A 20,111-nucleotide genomic window follows, 5' to 3' on the forward strand; every position below is an offset into this window, starting at 1 on the left:
TTTGCCGTTAAAGGAAAGCCGTTTCCTCAAAACTACGCAATTTCCGGCTGTGAAGGCGCTCCAATGGCATATCGCGAAGCGTTTCCATCGCCCGAATTCCGATAGCAAGATGTCGGCTGACCTGCGTGGTATAGAACTCTGAGGCCATACCGGGCAGCTTTAACTCGCCATGCAAAGGCTTGTCGGACACGCAAAGCAATGTCCCATACGGAACGCGGAACCGGTAACCGTTCGCGGCGATAGTCGCACTCTCCATATCAAGCGCAATGGCCCGTGATTGGCTGAGGCGCTGAACTGGGCCGGACTGATCGCGAAGCTCCCAGTTTCGGTTGTCGATTGTGGCAACGGTTCCGGTTCGCATGATCCGTTTCAAGTCAAAACCCTGTAGGTGGCTTTCCGCCTCGACAGCCTGTTCCAGCGCAATCTGTATTTCGGCAAGAGCTGGAATGGGAACCCAGACAGGCAGGTCATCATCCAGAACGTGATCTTCTCGCAGATAGGCATGCGCCAGAACAAAATCGCCCAGCGCCTGTGTGTTCCTCAACCCTGCGCAATGCCCGACCATGAGCCAGGCATGAGGCCGCAAGACCGCAATATGATCGGTCGCGGTTTTCGCATTGGACGGGCCTACGCCAATATTTACAAGGCTGATACCCGATCCATCGGCGCGCTTTAAGTGATACGTGGGCATCTGCGGCAGTTTCACCGGCTGTTCCAGAGCTGCGTCCGCGTCAGTAATCTCTACATTTCCGGTGCTGACGAATCCTGTGTATCCGCTATCGGGATCCGCAAGTTGTTGACGTGCATATGCCTCGAACTCGGATACATAGAACTGGTAGTTCGTAAAAAGAACGTGGTTCTGAAAATGACTGGGATCCGTTGCGGTGTAATGCGACAGGCGCGCAAGCGAATAGTCAATCCTTTGTGCTGTGAAAGGCGCCAGCGGGCCAACTCCATCCTCGGAAACATAGGTTCCGTTGACGATATCATCGTTGGTCGTTGAAAGGTCAGGAACATCGAACACGTCGCGGAGAGTGAACTCTGCCGCGCCTTCCTGCGGGATGGTCAGGTCGGGATCGCCCGAAACAGCGAAATGTACGGGTATAGGCGTGTCAGAAAAGCCTATCACAACGGGTTGTCCGTGGTTGCGGATCAGCAATCCGATCTGTTGAGTCAGGTAGTGGCGAAACAGGTCCGGCCGCGTCACCGTAGTTGAGTGCATACCAGGCTGTGAGACATGGCCGAAACTGAGCCGGCTGTCGACTTGGGCATAACTAGCCGTGGTCAGGCGAATCTCGGGATAATAGGCTCTGTAGCGTTGCGAGGTGTCGCCTCCGGCCATGACATCCCTGAAACTTTCACTCAGGAAACTCGTCGCTGTGAAATAGAGCTCTTCAAGTCGCTTGACTGCATCCCCGGCATCCAAGAACTGTTCGGGCTTGGGTGCCTTCGGTGTGTGCATCTTCATGATTGTGGCTCCAGCAGCGGAATCTTCTGGAAGCTTCGGACATCCACCAGCCCAAGATCCGAAATCCTGAGTTCAGGAATGACAACCAGTGCCAAAAGCGAGTGCTGCATATACGCATTGTTCAATTGGCAGCCACAGGCCTGCATCGCGTCGACCATCTTCTGGGCCTTGGCAGCAACTTCGGTCGCGGGGCTGTCGGACATGAGACCGGCAATTGGCAGTTCAACCAGCGCCAATTCTTCGCCATCGCGGAAAATGGTGATGCCGCCTCCGACTTCGGCCAACCGGTTCGCTGCCAGAGCCATCTGTGACCGGTCGGTTCCAACCACGATCATGTGATGACTGTCATGGGCAACTGTCGACGCCATGGCCATATTGCCTGTGTACCCGAAGCCGGACACGAAGGCGTTGGTCACGCCACCCGTTGCACGGTGGCGCTCGACCAGGGCAATCTGACACACTCCAGATTCGCCCTCGACAAGACCATCCCGAACCGGGAGATCGGCCTTGAGCGCCTGTGTCGGGGCTTGGTTTTCAACGACGCCTATGACATTGGCCCGCACCGAATTGGCTCCGTCAGGTGCAGGGATTTCAAAGTTCGACGAGGTCAAATCTTTTCCCAGGTGGACCGTATTCCGTGCCGTGTCCGGCCATTCGAGATGGGGGCAATCAACGCGGATTTTTCCGTCCTCTGCAACCAACCTTCCGCGCGCAAAGACCTGTTCGATCGGCAGTTTGGTTAAATCCGAAGTCAGGATGACATCCGCTCTGCGACCCGGCGCGATCGAGCCGATTTCTCGCTCCAGCCCAAAATGGGTCGCGGTATTGATCGTCGCCATTTGGATCGCGATCAGGGGATCGCATCCGCAGGAAATAGCGTGCCTCACCACGCGATTCATATGCCCGTCATTCACCAGCGTGCCCGAATGACAATCGTCGGTGCACAGGATGAAGTTCCGCGGGTCCAACCCCTTTTCGGTCACTGCCGTGATCTGCGTTTCGACGTCATACCAGGCCGATCCGAGACGCATCATCGACCGCATACCCTGCCGCACGCGGGCAATCGCATCAGCCTCACAGGTGCCTTCGTGGTCATCGGCCGGGCCTCCGGCTACATAGGCGGCAAAAGCCGACCCCAGATCGGGAGAAGCATAATGCCCACCAACCGTTTTCCCTGCCACCTGTGTGGCGGCAATTTCGGCCAACATCTTTGGGTCAGCTGCTGCGACGCCCGGGAAATTCATCATTTCACCAAGCCCAACTATGCCGGGCCATGCCATGGCTTCAACCACGTCTTCGGGGGTAATCTCCATGCCGGTCGTTTCCAGGCCGGGTGCCGACGGCGCGCAGGAGGGCATCTGGGTGAAGATGTTGACCGGCTGCATCAACGCCTCGTCATGCATCATCCGGACACCGTCCAACCCAAGCACGTTCGCAATCTCGTGCGGATCGGTGAACATAGATGTCGTTCCGTGTGGAATCACGGCGCGGGCGAACTCAGCAGGCGTCAGCATTCCGCTTTCGATATGCATATGCGCATCGCACAGCCCCGGTAGCATGTAACGACCTTTTGCGTCGATTACTTCGGTTTGCGGTCCGATGGCATGGCTCAGATCGGCGGCGACCGAGGCAATTCGACCTTCTGCAACGGCTATGGAATAGCCCGGCAGTGCCTCGCGGCTGTGAACATTCACCCAGATACCGTTACGGATAACCAGATCGGCAGGCTCGCGACCGGCGCCAACAGCAATCAGGCGAGGGGCGACATCGGGCCAGTTTGGGAATAGTGCGTTTTCCATGGCCCAACCTTTCCGAAGTTAGGGATGGGTGCAAGACCCCGTGCGCACTGTCTTGAAATCTTTACATTCGTTGGGCTTTACTACCCTATGGATATCGTTGTTCACCACAATCCGGACTGTGGCACATCACGCAATGTTCTGCAGATCATACGTGACGCAGGCTATGATCCGGTTGTTGTTCCCTATCTCGAAACCGGCTGGACGCGACCGCAGTTGCTTGCTCTTTTTGCGGCGGCTGGCCTTACTCCGCGTTCCGCATTGCGAGTCAGCAAGTCCCCTGCAGCGGATCTGGGATTACTGGATCCGGAAGTATCAGAACAGGTGCTGTTGGATGCCATGTTGGAACACCCGGTTCTGGTCAACCGCCCGATCGTGGTCTGTCGCAATGGCGTGCGACTTTGCCGTCCATCCGGCACCGTTCTGGAGCTTCTTAACCAGTGGCCCGAAGGACCCTGGCTCAAGGAAGATGGTCAAACCCTGATCTCTGCAAACGGCGATCGTCTACCTGAGTAGCGGCCAGCGTTGACCAAGTGGCGGGATTGCCGCAGTTTGTCTCAATGGACTACGAAACTGTAGATGCGGAAAAATTCGGCCAGTCCCTTAAGGGAATTGGGTTGAATCTTCTGGTTCGGGACGTTGCGCTCGAATGTGCGTTTTTGAACGCTGTTTTCGGGATGGCTTGCCACCAACAGAGCGCCGACTTCGCTATCATTACCTACGGCAATCAAGTGTTCCAGCTCCACGCCGACGGAACCTATCACTCGAACCCACTTTTAGGTCTGTTGCCCGAAGCGCCTCCGCGAGGAACCGGTATAGAAATCCGGCTTTATGACAGTGACCCCGAAATCAGTGTCCAGAATGCAAAGGCAATCGGAGCCACCGTATTGCAGGAACCGACAGACAAGCCGCACGGTCTCAGAGAAGCCTACATTCTCTGCGAGAACGGGTATGCTTGGGTGCCCAGCTGCCCAAAACCCAATTCCTAGGCGGGCTCAGGATTTTTCGAACTGCACGATGATCGCCGTATCATCCTTGTGTTCGCCCAAGGCCAGATCGCCATATATCGGCACCTCGGACAAAACGAGGTTCTCGATCTGGTCTTCGGCCAGCTTCCGAAACACCTCATCAAATCCCATTTCAGTGAAATGGACCGAATTGACCGACAAGGTGAACTGCGCCCCATGGCGCGCGACCCGAAGCAGCGCACTCAAGGCATCCGGCCCCACGTGGCCATGCGTAAACGTTCCGGACGAAACTATTCCCGCATAGCTTTCTCTGGGTGCAGGGATGCCTTCGTTCAAATCCGCCAGAATTGAATCCCGATACACATCCTTGCGCATTGCTTGATCCAACATTTCGGCACTGATATCGACCGCATCAATCGGGCCGACGCCCAGCCCGGACAAGACTGCACCACAAAGCCCGGTGCCTGCACCAACGTCCAGCACCGGCCCTTGTCCACCAGAGGCTACGAACGCACGAGCCGTCAGAGTGGGCAACTGGTAGTCTTCACGCGCAGCAAAGCCTTCGTCGTAATCACCGGCCCATTCAGCGTAGTGTTCCCTCGCTTCCTGGGGGGTCGAGGCAGCATAAACCGCTGCGAGTTGTTCTGGCTTTTTGCTCATAACCAATGAAATGCCGATCTGGGGATTCGAATCAAGCGGTCATGGGCATGCCTTGCATCTGCCAGCATACCGGCCCATCAAGGGCGCATGGCAAAGACACTCTTTTCATTCGGGCATGGATACACAGCGACTGCGTTGTCAAATCAGTTGAAGGCCAGCGGTTGGCGCGTGATCGGAACTGCCCGCACAAGTGACCGGGCAAACGCACTGAAACAGGCCGGAGTAGAGCCTGTTTTGTGGCCAGAAGAAGTTCCTGATTTTTCGAACGTTTCGCACCTTTTGGTTTCAATTGCACCGGATGCCTCTGGCGACCCGGTATTGAACGAGTTGCGAGATCAAATCGAACTGCTGGCGCCGCGACTGCAATGGGCAGGGTATCTCTCAACTACCGCAGTTTATGGCGATCACGCTGGTGGGTGGGTAGACGAAAATACACCGCTAACGCCGGCCTCTAGAAGAGGAGCGCAGCGTATTGAAGCTGAGAGTGCATGGCGCCAAGTCCCCAATTTGCCGATCCACATATTTCGGTTGGCCGGTATCTATGGCCCGGGGAGAGGACCTTTTGCCAAGATCCGGAACGGAAATGCACGACGGATCATCAAACCGGGGCAAGTGTTTTCTCGAATTCACGTCGACGATATTGCTCAGGTTCTCATGGCTTCTATGGCCAATCCGCGTCCAGGCGCGGCTTACAACGTATGCGATGATGATCCCGCCCCGCCCCAAGACGTGATCGGTCTCGCAGCAGAGCTCCTTGACCTTCCGCTACCCGCCGAAATTCCGTTCGACGAAGCGGGCATGACCGACCTTGCCCGGAGTTTTTACGGAGAGAACAAGCGTGTCCGAAATGACCTAATCAAGAAGGAACTGGGAGTGAAACTCAGGTATCCCAGTTACCGCGAAGGTCTGCGCGCCCTTCTGAAATCCGAGGATGCTTCGCGCAAGCGGCAACCCAACGTCTAAATGTAATAGGTTCAACACCAAACAGCGATTTGACTTACCGGGGCGCAACCGGTGGAGACCGCAATTTCGCTTGCCTTGGTCGACTGCCAAACGTATACAACGGCCCGTTGAAAGAGGTCGAGAAACACATCGACCCTTCAGCCGCTGTAGCTCAGCTGGTAGAGCACGTCATTCGTAATGATGGGGTCGGGGGTTCGAGTCCCTTCAGCGGCACCACTTTTTCTGACAACACCCAAACCAAAAAACGACTTGGTAACCTGAAACCAACTTTCCGGAGACTGCCTAGCGTGCATTGCTGACAGTTCATGCTCTGACATTCGTTCTGGAACAGCCACGCGGATCGGTTTGGCCTCAGAGCACAACGATGGTCCGGTGTCCGTCGGTTCGTCCGCCCATAGTCAAACCTGCAAGAGCGTCGACCCGGACCCAGCCATGGGGCTTCGTACAACAGCCAGCAAGACCCGCCTCATTCGGGCACCTATTAGCCAATCCAACTCAGAGATGCAGAACGCCCCTGATTGTTGAACAGTGAACAACCCCGTTGAGCCGAACTTTATGTATCCTGAGATGTGGAACAGATCCCCCTCTCACTACCTCATTTTCGGGATCTTTTCCGGGCTAGCGAAACCCTCTCCGCGAACTGCTTCATAAGCAAGTGCGGCTCGGCAGACGTCTTGGTCACGATACGTGTGCCCAACGATCTGAATGCCGGTCGGCACTCCGCTCTGACCGAACCCCGATGGCGCCGAAACTACCGGGCAGCGGCAGAGCATGTTGAACGGCACGGTCAGGATCCAACCATGTAGAGGGTGCACCCTTTGCCCGTTGATAAAGATCTGTGTCGAAACACCGTCGCTATCCGCCGGAACCGAAGGCAGGGCCGTAGTTGGGCAAATCAACAGGCGATACTTTGCGAAAACCTTGCTCAACTCGCTGTACATGCGGTTCGCGATTTCTCCGGCCTCAAGGAACTTTGCTGCATTTGAGGTCGTTGCTCCGTCGACCAAAGCTCGTGTGTAAGGCATGAAGGTCTTGGGATTTTCATTTACCAGTTCAGCCAATGAACCTCCGAACAGATGTTCAAGGTGTTGCATTGCACCGGCCAGAATGTCCTCGGTCCAGCCAATATCCACTTGTTCGACAACAGCTCCGGCATCACGGAAGGTGTCCAGAGCCTCTTCGGTGTTCCGACGCACGTCGTCGCTGATCTCATAGAAGCCGAGATTGGGTGAGTAAGCAATTTTCCAACCCTTTATGGGTTGCAGCTTGCTCGAAATACTCAGCTTGGGTCGCAACGAGACCATGTCATCTTTGTGTGGTCCGCACATGACATTCTGCAGCAAAATCATGTCTTTGGCCGTGCGAGCCAGAGGGCCATCAACGGCATACTGGTCGAGGTTGAATGGGGAATCCGCAGGGTTGCGTCCAAAGGTCGGCTTCAAACCATAGAGGCCGCAGGTCGAAGCGGGAATTCGGATGGACCCCCCGATGTCTGAGCCCGAACACAGGGCCGATGTACCAGACGCAAGTGAGGCCGAAGAGCCGCCCGAAGAGCCACCCGGGCTGAGCTCCGGGTTCCAAGGATTGCGTGTAATCCCCCAGAGTTTGCTGTTGGTTGTCACAGTGCAGGAAAACTCGGGTGTGGCGGTACGCGCGTGAACGATTCCGCCGGCCCGAAGAATGCGCTCGTTGACCGGAGAGGTGTGAGTAGCAACATAATCTTTCATGGCGAGCGATCCGTTCGTGGTAGGCAAACCCCTGATTTCGCTCTCATCCTTGATACCGATGCCTAGTCCTTCGAGCTTTCGCGTAGGCTTTCCTGCGGCATACTTCTTTTCTGCCAGCCGAGCCTTGTCCATTGCCTCATCAAAATAGGTGTTGGTAAAGGCATTCACCTTGGGCTCGACCGCCGATGCACGATCGATGAGTGCTTCGATATGCTCGACCGGTGAAAGGGTTTTCGCCTTGAACATTTCGAGCGATTTGTAGGCCGGAAGATAGGCCAATTCGGTTTTGGTCACCGTGTTTCTCCTGTCATCCTGAATTGCCTGATGGGCGACGCGGCTTCGAGTTCGTTCGTCGTCCGCGGGTTTAGACTGACTTCTCAACTGCAGTGAACTGGATGGTCGGTCCGCCATAACCGAGATTAGTAGCTTCTTTCTTTCATCCCGGCTCAGGCCTCATAAGTGATCCGGCCTCCGCAAATGGTCACAGCCGGGCGCGCAGATCCCAGTTGACGGGGGTCGATACTATCCAGATCAGTGTTCATCACCACGATGTCGGCCATCATCCCGGGTCGCAGCCGTCCTTTACGGTGCTCGTTGAACTCGACCCACGCATTGTCGCGGGTGTAAGCGGCTAAGGTCTCACGCAGACCAAGGCGCTGATCCGGCCAAATGTCAGGAAGCTCCACACCCGCCACAGCGCCCTGAATTGTCGGCATTACGTCAACTGGCACCACTGGCCAGTCTGTTGAGAAGACCAGAGACGCACCCGTGTCGCGGATCGTTTTCCACGGAAACGCTGTTTTGATCTGATGTGCGTGCAGGATGTCCCCGGCTTCGTAACATGGAAAGAAGCCGCCCCGTGGCGAATGCAATGGCTGCATCGAGGCGACGGCACCCAGCTGCTTGATCCGGGGAATGTCGTCGGGATGGATAGTTTCGATATGCTCGATACGGTGCCGGCTGTCCCGAACCCCGTTTGCCATCTGCGCGGCTTCGTATCCATCCAGCGTTTGGCGCACTGCAGCATCGCCGATCGCATGCACAGCAATTTGCAGGCCCATTGCGTCCGCGCGAATGCACGCTGCTTTGAATTGCTGGGCAGAGAACAGAGGTTCGCTGCACGTGTCTGTCCCAGGATAAGGTTCCAGCATAAAGGCCGTTCGGCTGTCCAGAACGCCGTCCATGAACATCTTGACTCGTCGAGACCAAACCATGTCGGTGTTGTATTTTGTGCGCATCTCAGCTGCTTCATCCACTCGCTCGACCGGGTCGGTGTGCTTGAGGTGCATAGGGATTTCCGTACGACACAGAACTGTGCCTTCCTCTTCCATCTCGGAAAGCAGACCAAGTTGATAAAAATTGCCATCCATGTTGTGCAGCCCGGTGATCCCCTGCGCGGCACAATGCTTGAAACCCTTGGCAATCGCTGCCTTGTCGATGGCGCGGGTCCGGACATCGGGCGCCGGAACCGGGTCGGCCCCTGTCACCATGCCAAGCATCTCGCGCCCACCAAATGTCGTCATGGCCAGGATAGGCCCGAATGCGTCTGCTTCGAGCAACTCGCCTGTCGCCAGGCCGTCCTCACCCATCACCACTTCCGAGCCTTCGGCCACGTCCTTGCCATGTAGCAATCCAGCTGCCTCCAAGGCTTTGGTGTTGGCATAGACGGTGTGGTGATCGGCAGTGCAGGCAGCGAAGGGGCGGTCCGGCATCGCGGCGTCCAGATCATGCCGCGTGACTCCCCGATCACCCATCAGTGCGTAATCAATCGAACACGCAAAGAGCAACGTGTCATTCGGGCGTTCCACACCATAGGGTCGCAAAACACCAGCCAGTTCATCGACCCCTTTGACGCCGGTCAAGTTCAGGAAATCCAGTTCGGCTGAGCCACCAAACAAATGCACGTGGCTGTCGATAAATCCCGGCAGAACTGTTCCGCCCTGTGCATCGATGATACGGGCATTGCCGGCAATGTCGCGGATTTCAGAGTTCGTCCCGACGGCCGCAATTTCACCACCGGTAATTGCCAAAGCTTCGGCATCAGGACCATCAAAAGTTATGACTCGCCCATTGAGGATAACGATATCAGGCATGTAGTTCTCCAGATCTTGGGGTGCCCTCGATCGCGCACCCCATTTTCCATTTCGGCGAGTCTATTTTTGTAGATCGGTCCAGATCTTGGTGTAGATCTTCTGAACCTCGGGCGCGCAGACTTCGGCGACGTAAGCCGCACCCTTAAGGTCTTCGGGTATGACCACCTCCGGAGCGGTCGCCATGTCCTCGGGCATGTACTGCTCAGATCCGGCGATACCGTTGGCATAGCGCGCAAAAGAGGAAATCATGGCAGCATTTTCCGGCGCCATTACAAAGTTTTGGAAGATTTTCGCGTTTTCAGGGTTCTTGGCATCGGAAAGGACAACCACATTGTCCATCCATACCGGGTAACCTTCCTGCGGATAACCGAAGACGATGTCTTCGTTTTGCACCCGTGCCCGGAACGACGCACCGTTCCAGTTCACACCTGCGGCCAGATCACCTTTGACGAATTTCTCAATGGTACCATAGTCGATCGACAACCAATGCTGTTTGGCTTCAACCAATGTGTCACGCACTTGTTTCAGGATTTCCTTGTCATCTGTGCATTGTGTGCCTCCATGATAATGAATTGCCAGTCCCATGACGTCATTCATTTCTGGAACGACATTAATCTTGCCCTTCAACTCGTCCGGAGGATCAAGAAAAATCGCCGCTGTATGCGGGCTGCCGCTGTAGACCGACGTGTTCACTGTCAGACCGACAGTGCCCCATTGCCACGGAACGGAGTACTTACGTCCCGGATCGAAGGCCACATCCACCCATTGCGGGTCCATGTGTTTGAAGTTCTCCATTTGGTTGGGGTTGGTTTCCATCAGCAGGCCTTCGCCTGCCCAGATCGGGATATATGTTCCCGACGGAACCACAATGTCGAAGCCATGCCCGCCGGCCTTTACCTTGGCCAGGGCCGTGTCGTTGCTGTCAAAATCTGTAATCGTAACCTTGATACCGGTTTCTGCTTCGAACTTTTCGATCAGTTCCGGGCTGGTGTAGTTGCCCCAGTTATAGATGTTCAGTTCGCCTTCAGCCGATGCAGGCAGTGCCACAGCAGCCGCGAGACCAAGTGTTGTCACAAATGTTTTCATGCGGTTTCTCCCTGAGTTATTGTTTCTTGCTCTGTGAAAGCAGGTAGAACGCGACCACCAGAGCAACGGAGATCGCGAGCAGAACAGTTGAAATGGCATTGATTTCCGGGGTAATGACCCGGCGCAGCTGTCCCAGCATGTAAGTCGGAAGGGTATCCTGACCGGCGGATTTGACAAACTCGGTGATCACCACGTCATCCAGCGAGATCACGAAGGCCAGCATTGCTCCCGCCAGTACGCCCGGCCACAATTGCGGCAGCGTAACGCGTCTGAACACACGCCATGGCTTGCCATAGAGGTCGGCAGCTGCGTGTTCCAGATTCAGGTCCATTCCCTGCAAACGGGCTCGGATAGGCATGTAGGCGAATGGAATACAGAAGGCCGAATGCGCGATGATGAGATACAAAATGCCTGTATAGCCAGTGGCCACCTTTATAATGGCAAAGAAGATCAACAACGCCACGGCGGTCACAATCTCCGGGATCATAAGCGGTTGGTTGATCATCGCAAACACTAGCCCGTGCCCACGGAACTTGGCTGTCCGCGTGGTTGCCAGCGCCGCCATGACAGCGGCGGATGTGGCAATGATCGAGGCGCAGGTGGCGACGATCAGGGACAGAACGGTTGCTTCCTGCACCTTTTTGTTCTGCCAAGCCGATACATACCACTGCCACGAGAACCCCTCCCAGACCGCAATGCTGGTGCCTGCATTAAAGGAATATGTCACCAGCAGGATGATCGGAAGGTAAAGCAAAACAAAGCAGCTCATCGCGATGAAGGCAAAGCCAGATTGGCGGCGAACGTCGAAGGCGCGTGACTTAGCCATGTCCGGTCTCCTCGGTTCCTGCAGACCGGACATAAATGATCAGGGCCACCATCACGATCGCCAACAGCGTGATCGACAGCGCAGCGCCAAGCGGCCAGTTTCGACCTTGCCCAAACTGCAACTCGATCAGGTTGCCCATCATCAGATTCTTGCCGCCTCCCAGAACACGCGGTGTGACGTATGCTCCGAGTGAGGGAATGAAGACGAGGATCGAGCCCGCTACGACACCGGGCTTAACCAATGGGAAGATGACCTTGCGCAGAACACGCCAGCGTGACGCATAGAGATCATAGGCCGCTTCAACCAACGAAAAGTCCATCCGTTCCATGCTGGCGTAGATCGGCAAAACCATCAGCGGCAGATAAACGTAGAACATGCCCAAAGTTACCGCAAAGTCGGTGAACAGCATCTGGATTGGTTCATCAATTATCCCCAAGCCGATCATTGCGCTGTTCAGAACACCTTCATTGCGGATGATTTCCATCACGGCGAATGTTCTGATCAGGAGGTTGGTCCAGAAAGGAACCATGATCAGAAGCATCCACATGTTACGTTGTTTCTCGGGCCGCGTTGCGATGAAATACGCTGTCGGGAACCCTACGATGAAGGCAACAATCGTGGTCATCAGTGACAACCTGACCGAGCGCCAAAAGATAGATAGATGGGCATCGGAGAAGCTAATGGTGTCGTCGAAAAAGTCCCTCTCCGCAAAAACGTTGAACCATGCTTCCGTCGAAAACTTCCAGACAACACCGCCATAGTCGCCGGGTGTCAATAAGGAATAAAGGACCACAATCAGCAGCGGCCCGGCGGCTGCAATTGTCAGGATGGCTAAAGCCGGCGAAAGTAGAAGCCAACGTGATCGGTGAGACTGCGTTTCGTTCGGCATAGCGGTCAATCCCTCAAGACCTGCGCCACACCCGGATTGAATGTGATGCCGACTTGCTCACCAATCTTGTGATCCTCGATGGCGTCCGGCTGGTTCTGGCGGCGGATCACGAACAGTGGCTGAGACTCAATTTCGACATGGTAATGTGTGTCCGTGCCAAAATAGACGATGTTCCTGAGGGTGCCGTTCAAAAGAGCTCCAGATTGTGTAAGGGAGGCATGTTCCGGTCGCACAGCAATGGTTACGCCACCGGTACTTGCCCCACCTGAAACGCTACGCGCTTCGATTTCCGTTCCGGAGGGAAGACGGACCCGGGCGAGATCGCCTGTGATCGAATCCAGTTCGGCATACACGAAATTGGTATCTCCGATAAAATCCGCCACGAAGCGTTCGGCAGGGTGATCATAGATTTCACGCGGTCCCCCGATCTGGAGGATTCGCCCACCATTCATGACAGCAATCCGATCGGACATCGTTAGAGCCTCTTCTTGATCGTGTGTCACAAACACGAACGTGATTCCCGTTTCGTGCTGAAGCCGCTTTAGCTCTATCTGCATCTCCTTTCGCAGCTTGAAATCCAATGCAGACAACGGCTCATCCAGCAAAAGGACTTTTGGTTTGGGCGCCAAGGCCCGCGCCAGGGCAACACGTTGCTGCTGACCGCCTGAAATCTGGCTGGTCATACGATCCGCCATTGGCGTCATTTTCACCAGCTCCAGCATTTCAGAGACAACCGAAACGATTTCGGCCTTTGGCCGGTCCTGCATCTCAAGCCCGAAACCGATGTTTTCAGCGACCGTCATGTGGGGAAAGAGAGCATAGTTTTGGAACACAGTGTTCACAGGCCGATCATAAGGCGCCTTGGAGAGGATGTCTTTGCCGTTGATGGTCAGACTGCCCGAAGTTGGATCGACAAATCCGGCAATCGACCGAAGTAGAGTGGTCTTTCCGCAGCCGGAGGGGCCTAGAAGCGTGAAGAACTCATTTTCAGCGATCGTGACGTTGATGTCCTTCAGCGCTGTAAAGGCGGTTTCGCCGGATCCGAATACTTTGGTCAGTCCCGATATGTCGATCATGGAGTCGCTGCCATTCATTGTATCGTGGCTGTCGGCCCGACAGCGGTTGCCATTCGACAATGAAGCTGACGAATTTTGTTTGAAGTCAACTATAATATTGTAGTCGATGCTAACAATCGGTAGGCCTTCTGTATGAGCGGACTTCGGGAACGACAAAAAAACAAACGCAGACTCGGCATGCTGGACGCTGCTTTGGAGCTGTTCCGCGAGCGCGGTTACGATGCAGTAAAACTTGAAGAAATTGCAGATCATGCCGAGGTTTCTGTTGGCACTGTCTACACCTATTTCAAGACCAAGAACGCGTTGTTATTGGCCGTTATTGTCGAAGACTTCGAAAAAGCGTCGGCAGGTGGAAACGCCGTGCTTTCCAACCCGGCACCTGATTGCGAGTCGGCGATCAACGATTTGACCTACTGCTATTTCTACGAGATCGATGGTGGGGTTACGCGGGAAATGTGGCGCATCGCGATTGCTGCGTTTCTACGTGATCCGGCGTCTGAGTTCGGGATGGAATACGAGAAATGCCTGTCCAAGATGCAGCGGCAATACGTAACTTTGGTACGGCGCCTGCAGCAATTGGGGCTACTGTCTCCTTCAATCTCCGCAACCGAATTGGCAAGCATTCTCTATAACAATGCCAACATGTGTTTTCTCGAATATCTGCGCGACGACCAAGCATCAATAGACGTCCTGATGTCGCGACTAAAGAGGGGCAACAAGCGGCTTCTTCAATGGGCCAACCCGCTCAACTGATTTCGCAAGATTGCCAAATCAAAGCGCCAAGAGCAGCCTGCGCGCTACTTCCTTGGCGTCTTTCGCTGACCTCTCCGAATGTGACATGGCTGCGATCACGATGGCGCCTTCCTTGAGGATCAAAAGTTCGCGGGCCAACCGCAATGCGTCTGGTTGACCGGCGCGCAGCGCCAGTGCTTCGAGATGATCAAGCAGCAAGCGCTTGTGTTCATAGGCCTGAGAGTTAATGGCGTTGTCTTTCCGCTGGAATTCGGCACTGGCCTTTATAAACATGCACCCTTGGAAACTGTCTTCGAGGAACCACTCTTCCAGAGCGTCGAACATAGCCAGAAGCTGGCCTTCTGGGGTATCTGCAAGGCTTTCCATTCTTCGGAAAAGCCAATTTCGAAAGTTTTCATCCCGCAGTCGCAGCACGGCAAGAATGAGCTCTTCCTTGGAACGAAAGTGCTTGTAGATCGAAGTTTTTGATACACCGGTTTCCTTGGCAACCAAATCCATGCCGGTCGCATGAAATCCATTTCGATAAAACAGTGGCAGCGATTTTCCAATCAGCTCGGCGCGCTTGTTTTTGCTCATTCAAACCTCCAAGTTTACTGATCTGTACATATTTTTCAAACCTAGCAACGTCAAGTTTGTCGAAAAATATCAGAATATTGCGTCACATTTTGCCCATTGATCACGATCTGTGATGATCAAGCTCAAAAGATTTTCCTTGCTTATATTAACCGATCGGTTCACGTTAAGGTAACAACATTAACTGATCTGTTCACCTAATTCCGGAAACCGCGATGCGCCGTTTATCACGTCCAGTTCAACCCGAACCACAAGGAGAACACGCATGGCTCTAGCCTTTGCCAATATCGCCTTCACCCCTTCCGTCCGTGCTCAACAGGATCGAAATGGGTCATCAAACTACGCTCGTTTTCTATTGCCGGACCGGAGCGGCGGTGACTCTATCGGCCTTGCCGAAGCCGCGTTTGTCGAAGCAAGGGATGGATTCTATCAGGCGACGGTCTCCGAAACCGGATGGCCCTATGTGCAGTTCCGTGGTGGAAAACCCGGTTTTCTACACGTGCTTGATCCCAAGACCATCGCCTACGCAGATCTGCGCGGAAATCGACAGTACATCAGTCTGGGAAACCTGGTCTCTGATGCGCGAGTTTCTCTGATCCTCATGGATTATCCAAATGCCCAGCGGCTAAAAATCTGGGGTCGCGCCACGGTTGCTGACCCACAAGCACCCGAGTTCGACGGTTTGACAGCTGACCCCGAAGCACCGTCGCCCGAACGCGTGATCAAGATGCATGTCGATGCATTCGATTGGAACTGTCCCCAACACATTCCACGCCGATTCACCCACGGCGAAACGGTCCAGAGGATCGAAGAGCTTGAGCGGGAGAACGCGCGGCTTCTCTCTGCCCTGAACGCTTCAACCTCTTGACAAATTCAGCAATCCCAGCACGAAGGATAGGATCTTCCATGAAACCCACCACATACAGAGCTGCCGTAACTTTCATGTTGGCAGCATCGTCACTGACCGCTGCTGTTGAAGCAGGGCAAAGCCCATTCTCGGTCAGTATGAGAACCACTGAGATCGATGGCCTGACCATCGCTTATCGGGAAGCGGGAAACCCGGACAACCCGACAGTTTTACTGCTGCATGGCTTTCCAACGTCTTCCCACATGTTTCGCAACCTCATTCCGGAACTCGCGGACGACTATCATGTCATTGCCCCCGACTATCCCGGTTTCGGGGCATCGGACATGCCAGATGCCGCGGCCTATGAATACAGTTTTGCAAACACAGCAGATGTCCTGACCAAGCTCATCGATGAAAAGGGCATAGAACAGTATTCTGTTTACCTCATGGACTATGGCGCCCCTGTTGGTTACCGAATGTTCGCCAAGCATCCGGAACGCGTGAGCGGTTTCATCATTCAAAACGGAAACGCATACGAAGAAGGCCTGCGCGAGTTCTGGGATCCGATCAAGGCCTACTGGGCCGAACCCACCAAGGAAAATGGCGATGCGCTGCGTGCCTTTCTGACTCTGGACGCCACGAGATGGCAATTTACACACGGCGTCGGTGATGTGTCCAAGGTAAACCCGGACAATTACTGACATGTGCAGTACCTGCTTGATCGACCCGGTAATCAGGAAGTCCAGCTCGAGATGTTTTTGGACTACGGCACCAATGTCGATGAATACGCAGGGTGGCAGGCCATGTTCCGCGAACACCAGCCCCCTGCCCTGATTGTCTGGGGAAAGAACGATCACATCTTTCCGGCCGATGGCGCTCATCCCTACCTTGACGATCTGCAGGATGTTGAATTCCACTTGTTGGATACTGGCCACTTCGCGCTCGAAGAATTTGGCGACGTTATTTCAGCCGAGATGCGTGATTTTCTTGAACGCACGACGAAATAGCCCCAAACACCCGGCCAGAACGGCCGGGTGCATTTAAATATCGAGGAATAGAACATGTCGAGAATTGACTCGAGCAACCTGCGCAGAATCGCCGCTTTCTCCGAAGGTCAGCAAGGCGGCAATCCCGCTGGTGTTCTGATCACAGAAACCCAGCCGTCGGAAGAGGTGATGCAAGAGATTGCGGCCGAAATCGGATACTCGGAAACGGCTTTTGCCACCCAAGAGGGTAACCGTTGGCGCGTTCGGTATTTTGCGCCCGAAAGCGAAGTTGATTTTTGCGGCCATGCAACTGTGGCCCTAGGAGCAGCTCTGATCGACCTGCATGGGCCAGGCAATTTCGATCTTCGAATTAACGCGGGTGATATCAGCGTTTCGGGCACGCTGAACCGAGATGGGCAGAAAGAAATTCAGCTTGTCTCACCCCGTACTAGGACAAAACCAATCGACTTCGCTGCTCTGAACTCAGCTTTGGAACTGTTCGGTTTGGACACCGACGATCTTGATCCCGATCTATTGCCGGTGGTTGCCAACGCAGGAAACGACCATTTGGTCCTGCCGCTGCGATCACAAGATACCTTGTCGAAAATGCACTACGACTTGGCGCAAGGGCGCGAGTTGATGGAGAAACAAGATCTGACGACCATTAACCTGATCTTCTTTGAAAGCCCGCGGGTAATTCACTCCAGGAACGCTTTTGCAATTGGTGGCGTTGCAGAAGATCCTGCCACTGGCGCGGCGGCGGCGGCGCTTGCCGGATATCTTCGGGAAGTGGAATGGCCTCACGAAGGGCAAGTCGAGATCATACAGGGCCGCGACATGGGTTCCCCTTCGAGATTGAGTGTTGGGATCCCCCCTGAGAACGGGTCGCCCGTGACCGTTTCCGGAACGGTGCGTGACATCGAACTCCCGACATCCGGGTGATTTCGCCGGGATAGGTTGGGTTCGAAGCCATTTACCGACGCTCGAACTCAAACCGATCCCGGTTGCGCCGTACTCGGACGTCATTGGCAGAGCTGGGGACCCCACTTTTAAGTGGAACCCAGAATGTATCTACCTCCAATTTTATTCGTTAGAACTCCCTTAATGCCTCACCTGATATCTCTGAGGACGGGTGAATAGAGGTGGTGGAGATGGGTGCGCAAACAAATGTTGCGCCAGTCATCATCAAACGGAAAAAGGTTGCTGGTGGCGATGGCCACCACGGCGGCGCATGGAAAGTCGCATACGCGGATTTCGTGACGGCCATGATGGCCTTTTTTATGTTGATGTGGCTGCTGAATGCGACGACGGAACAACAACGAAAAGGGCTGGCGGACTATTTTTCGCCCAGCATACCAATCTCACCGGTTTCCGGTGGAGGTAGGGATGCATTTGGCGGCGACAGCCTGCACTCGGAAATGGTTCTGCCAAAAAACGGGACAGGAGCCCTGAACCGTGAGCCGGCAGACGCAAACCGGTCGCGTGGCGCAACCGGAGTACAGAATGAGAGTGACCGGAATTCCTCTCGTGACATCCAAAAAATGATCGAATCCGATCTGTTGGGTCGCGGTGGAGAAAGCGACGAAGTCAAACGGATCCTCAAACACATCGTAACAAGGATTTCTGACGAGGGCCTGATCATCGACATCTATGATCTGCCGGGAGAGCCCCTGTTTGAACCCGGAACAGCCACGGCAACCCCGATACTCCAACGCCTGTTGGGAATTGTGTCGGACGCAGCGGCCAATGTGACGAATTCAATGACGGTCACCGGACACATTCGGGCCCATCCCGTGGTGTTGGTAGAAAATCCGGTTTGGACTTTGTCGATCTCGAGGGCAACAGAAGCCAAACGCCTTCTGGAGCACAGCGGAACCCGCGCCGATCGGTTCGAACGGGTGACCGGGCATGCCGACCGAGATCTTGTTGCAGACGATCCGATGAGTCTTCGGAACAACCGGGTCGAGGTCACACTTTTGAGGTCAGATTTGGAACGAGGTGAATCGGATTTTATCCGTTAGCGCCATGTTAAGGCAGCGCGCTTATCTGTTGCAGCAGCAGACTGGTGCAGCAGAAAGGCATGTGCATGACAATTTCCTCCTCGCTGAATTCGGGTATTTCGGCGCTCACCGCAAACGCAAACCGGCTGGCATCAATTTCGGATAACATCGCGAATTCATCCACCTTTGGATACAAGCGCGTTCAAACGGATTTTCTGTCCATGGTGAATGGCACTTCAGGTGGCACTTATTCCGCCGGCGGCGTCCGGACCACCACACAAAGACTGATCGACCAGCGCGGATCTCTTGTGACAACCTCGAACGCCACGGATCTCGCAATCCGCGGGCGGGGCATGTTGCCCGTTGCCCGCCTGGCCGAGTTAGGGAACCAAAATGGCAGCCCTCAAATGATGCTGACCACCACAGGGTCGTTCAGAACAAATGCCAACGGTCAGCTCGTCACAGACTCTGGTCTTGTTCTGCTGGGATGGCCCGCGCTGCCTGATGGGACCGTTCCGAACTTCCCCAGAGACACGTCCGAAGGGATGGAACCGGTTCAAATCAATATAAACCAGCTGTCCGGTTCACCAACCACCCGAATGACATTGGGAGTGAACCTTCCGGCAACAGACACAACCGCAGGCTCTGCAGGTGATAGTCAGCAGCTATCGATAGAGTACTTTGACAATCTAGGTGTGTCCGAAAACATCAATGTCGAGTTCGTTCCTACTGTTCCTGCGACCGGTTCGTCCAATGAGTGGAGAATGCTCCTGCGCGACTCGGCTTCCGGAAATGCAGTCGTTGGTGAATACACGTTGGGTTTCAACGACAGCAGAACAGCCGGTGGAACACTGGCTTCTGTCACGACGGTATCTGGTGGCCCCTATAATGCGTCCAGTGGTTCACTGGTCGTCAACGTGGCCGGCGGGCCTATCGAGATCAATGTCGGTCAAATTGGCGATGCTCCTGGTATGACCCAGCTTTCTGACCGCTTTGCCCCGGTATCCATTAGCAAGGACGGGTCGGCCGTGGGCAGCATGACCCGCGTGGAGGTGGATGAAAAGGGTTTCGTCCATGCCTTTTTTGATACGGGGGCCACTCGAACCATTTACAAGGTTCCTTTGGTCGACCTGCCGAATCCAAATGGAATGATTGCCATGGATCAGCAGACCTATGCTCCATCTCTTCAAAGCGGGTCATTCTTTCTTTGGGACGCCGGAGAAGGTCCCACGGGTGACCTAGTCTCTTATGCCAGAGAGGAATCAACAACGGACGTCGCGGGCGAGTTGACCGCAATGATCCAGACACAACGTGCCTATTCATCCAGCGCAAAGGTCATCCAGACAGTAGACGAAATGCTTCAGGAAACGACCAACATCAAACGGTAATAGACGCGTTCA

At 54.7% G+C, this 20,111-nt stretch carries 20 protein-coding genes and 1 tRNA gene; 11 read left to right on the plus strand and 10 right to left on the minus strand.

Annotated elements, in window-relative coordinates; all coding sequences use genetic code 11:
- Nucleotides 1–7: 7 nt before the first annotated feature.
- Both ACP15U_RS09230 and ade read right to left on the minus strand, forming a co-directional pair.
- A complete protein-coding gene (locus ACP15U_RS09230) occupies nt 8–1,468 on the minus strand; it encodes an AMP nucleosidase (protein ID WP_425044849.1) in 1,461 nt (486 codons plus the stop codon).
- Nucleotides 1,465–3,267: an adenine deaminase gene (ade, locus tag ACP15U_RS09235; protein ID WP_425044850.1), complete on the minus strand. Its 1,803-nt coding sequence runs from the start codon at nt 3,265–3,267 to the stop codon at nt 1,465–1,467. The genes ACP15U_RS09230 and ade overlap by 4 nt, the downstream gene beginning before the upstream one ends.
- 87 nt (nt 3,268–3,354) lie before the next feature.
- Between ade and arsC the strand changes: the two genes are divergently transcribed.
- Together arsC and ACP15U_RS09245 are read left to right on the plus strand one after the other, a co-directional pair.
- Nucleotides 3,355–3,780 (plus strand): arsenate reductase (glutaredoxin), encoded by a 426-nt coding sequence (gene arsC, locus ACP15U_RS09240; RefSeq protein WP_425044994.1) that lies wholly within the window; start codon nt 3,355–3,357, stop codon nt 3,778–3,780.
- Between the two features lie 44 nt (nt 3,781–3,824).
- Nucleotides 3,825–4,253, plus strand: coding sequence for a glyoxalase (locus ACP15U_RS09245; protein WP_425044851.1), 429 nt, complete (start codon nt 3,825–3,827; stop codon nt 4,251–4,253).
- Nucleotides 4,254–4,259: 6 nt separating this feature from the next.
- Here the strand turns inward: ACP15U_RS09245 and ACP15U_RS09250 are convergent, their stop codons facing one another.
- Nucleotides 4,260–4,892: a class I SAM-dependent DNA methyltransferase gene (locus tag ACP15U_RS09250; protein ID WP_425044852.1), complete on the minus strand. Its 633-nt coding sequence runs from the start codon at nt 4,890–4,892 to the stop codon at nt 4,260–4,262.
- An 87-nt stretch (nt 4,893–4,979) separates the two neighbouring features.
- Between ACP15U_RS09250 and ACP15U_RS09255 the strand changes: the two genes are divergently transcribed.
- Together ACP15U_RS09255 and ACP15U_RS09260 are read left to right on the plus strand one after the other, a co-directional pair.
- Nucleotides 4,980–5,855 carry an SDR family oxidoreductase gene (locus ACP15U_RS09255; protein WP_425044853.1) on the plus strand — a complete coding sequence of 292 codons (876 nt, stop codon included), beginning with the start codon at nt 4,980–4,982 and terminating at the stop codon, nt 5,853–5,855.
- A gap of 140 nt (nt 5,856–5,995) precedes the next feature.
- Nucleotides 5,996–6,071, plus strand: a tRNA-Thr gene (locus tag ACP15U_RS09260).
- 374 nt (nt 6,072–6,445) lie between these two features.
- Here ACP15U_RS09260 and ACP15U_RS09265 read toward each other — a convergent pair.
- The 6 genes from ACP15U_RS09265 to ACP15U_RS09290 all read right to left on the minus strand — a co-directional run bounded on the left by ACP15U_RS09265 (nt 6,446) and on the right by ACP15U_RS09290 (nt 13,552).
- Nucleotides 6,446–7,876, minus strand: coding sequence for an amidase (locus ACP15U_RS09265; RefSeq protein ID WP_425044854.1), 1,431 nt, complete (start codon nt 7,874–7,876; stop codon nt 6,446–6,448).
- A gap of 152 nt (nt 7,877–8,028) precedes the next feature.
- Nucleotides 8,029–9,675: an amidohydrolase gene (locus ACP15U_RS09270; protein ID WP_425044855.1), complete on the minus strand. Its 1,647-nt coding sequence runs from the start codon at nt 9,673–9,675 to the stop codon at nt 8,029–8,031.
- Nucleotides 9,676–9,735: 60 nt separating this feature from the next.
- Nucleotides 9,736–10,761, minus strand: coding sequence for an extracellular solute-binding protein (locus ACP15U_RS09275; protein WP_425044856.1), 1,026 nt, complete (start codon nt 10,759–10,761; stop codon nt 9,736–9,738).
- 16 nt (nt 10,762–10,777) lie between these two features.
- Nucleotides 10,778–11,587: an ABC transporter permease gene (locus tag ACP15U_RS09280; protein WP_425044857.1), complete on the minus strand. Its 810-nt coding sequence runs from the start codon at nt 11,585–11,587 to the stop codon at nt 10,778–10,780.
- A complete protein-coding gene (locus ACP15U_RS09285; RefSeq protein ID WP_425044858.1) occupies nt 11,580–12,476 on the minus strand; it encodes an ABC transporter permease in 897 nt (298 codons plus the stop codon). The genes ACP15U_RS09280 and ACP15U_RS09285 overlap by 8 nt, the downstream gene beginning before the upstream one ends.
- Before the next feature lie 5 nt (nt 12,477–12,481).
- On the minus strand, nt 12,482–13,552 hold the full coding sequence (locus ACP15U_RS09290; RefSeq protein ID WP_425044859.1) for an ABC transporter ATP-binding protein: 1,071 nt from the start codon (nt 13,550–13,552) through the stop codon (nt 12,482–12,484).
- 177 nt (nt 13,553–13,729) lie between these two features.
- Here ACP15U_RS09290 and ACP15U_RS09295 point away from each other — a divergent pair, with 177 nt between their 5' ends.
- Complete coding sequence (locus ACP15U_RS09295) at nt 13,730–14,305, plus strand: TetR/AcrR family transcriptional regulator (protein WP_425044860.1); 576 nt, start codon at nt 13,730–13,732, stop codon at nt 14,303–14,305.
- Between the two features lie 18 nt (nt 14,306–14,323).
- On the opposite strand, the gene ACP15U_RS09300 is transcribed toward ACP15U_RS09295, so the two are convergent.
- Nucleotides 14,324–14,881: a TetR/AcrR family transcriptional regulator gene (locus ACP15U_RS09300; RefSeq protein ID WP_425044861.1), complete on the minus strand. Its 558-nt coding sequence runs from the start codon at nt 14,879–14,881 to the stop codon at nt 14,324–14,326.
- A 262-nt stretch (nt 14,882–15,143) separates the two neighbouring features.
- Here ACP15U_RS09300 and ACP15U_RS09305 point away from each other — a divergent pair, with 262 nt between their 5' ends.
- From ACP15U_RS09305 to ACP15U_RS09330, 6 genes are all read left to right on the plus strand, one after another.
- Nucleotides 15,144–15,746 (plus strand): pyridoxamine 5'-phosphate oxidase family protein, encoded by a 603-nt coding sequence (locus ACP15U_RS09305; RefSeq protein WP_425044862.1) that lies wholly within the window; start codon nt 15,144–15,146, stop codon nt 15,744–15,746.
- 38 nt (nt 15,747–15,784) lie between these two features.
- The gene (locus ACP15U_RS09310; RefSeq protein ID WP_425044863.1) at nt 15,785–16,426 is read left to right on the plus strand and encodes an alpha/beta fold hydrolase; all 642 of its coding nucleotides are present in this window, start codon (nt 15,785–15,787) and stop codon (nt 16,424–16,426) included.
- Nucleotides 16,427–16,477: 51 nt separating this feature from the next.
- Nucleotides 16,478–16,732 (plus strand): alpha/beta fold hydrolase, encoded by a 255-nt coding sequence (locus ACP15U_RS09315; RefSeq protein ID WP_425044864.1) that lies wholly within the window; start codon nt 16,478–16,480, stop codon nt 16,730–16,732.
- A gap of 54 nt (nt 16,733–16,786) precedes the next feature.
- Nucleotides 16,787–17,653, plus strand: coding sequence for a PhzF family phenazine biosynthesis protein (locus tag ACP15U_RS09320; RefSeq protein ID WP_425044865.1), 867 nt, complete (start codon nt 16,787–16,789; stop codon nt 17,651–17,653).
- 209 nt (nt 17,654–17,862) lie between these two features.
- Nucleotides 17,863–18,732: a flagellar motor protein MotB gene (locus ACP15U_RS09325; protein WP_425044866.1), complete on the plus strand. Its 870-nt coding sequence runs from the start codon at nt 17,863–17,865 to the stop codon at nt 18,730–18,732.
- A gap of 65 nt (nt 18,733–18,797) precedes the next feature.
- On the plus strand, nt 18,798–20,099 hold the full coding sequence (locus tag ACP15U_RS09330) for a flagellar hook protein FlgE (RefSeq protein WP_425044867.1): 1,302 nt from the start codon (nt 18,798–18,800) through the stop codon (nt 20,097–20,099).
- Nucleotides 20,100–20,111 lie beyond the last annotated feature (12 nt).

The sequence above is a fragment of the Primorskyibacter sp. S87 genome (assembly GCF_049801055.1).
Lineage (GTDB): Bacteria > Pseudomonadota > Alphaproteobacteria > Rhodobacterales > Rhodobacteraceae > JBNAGF01.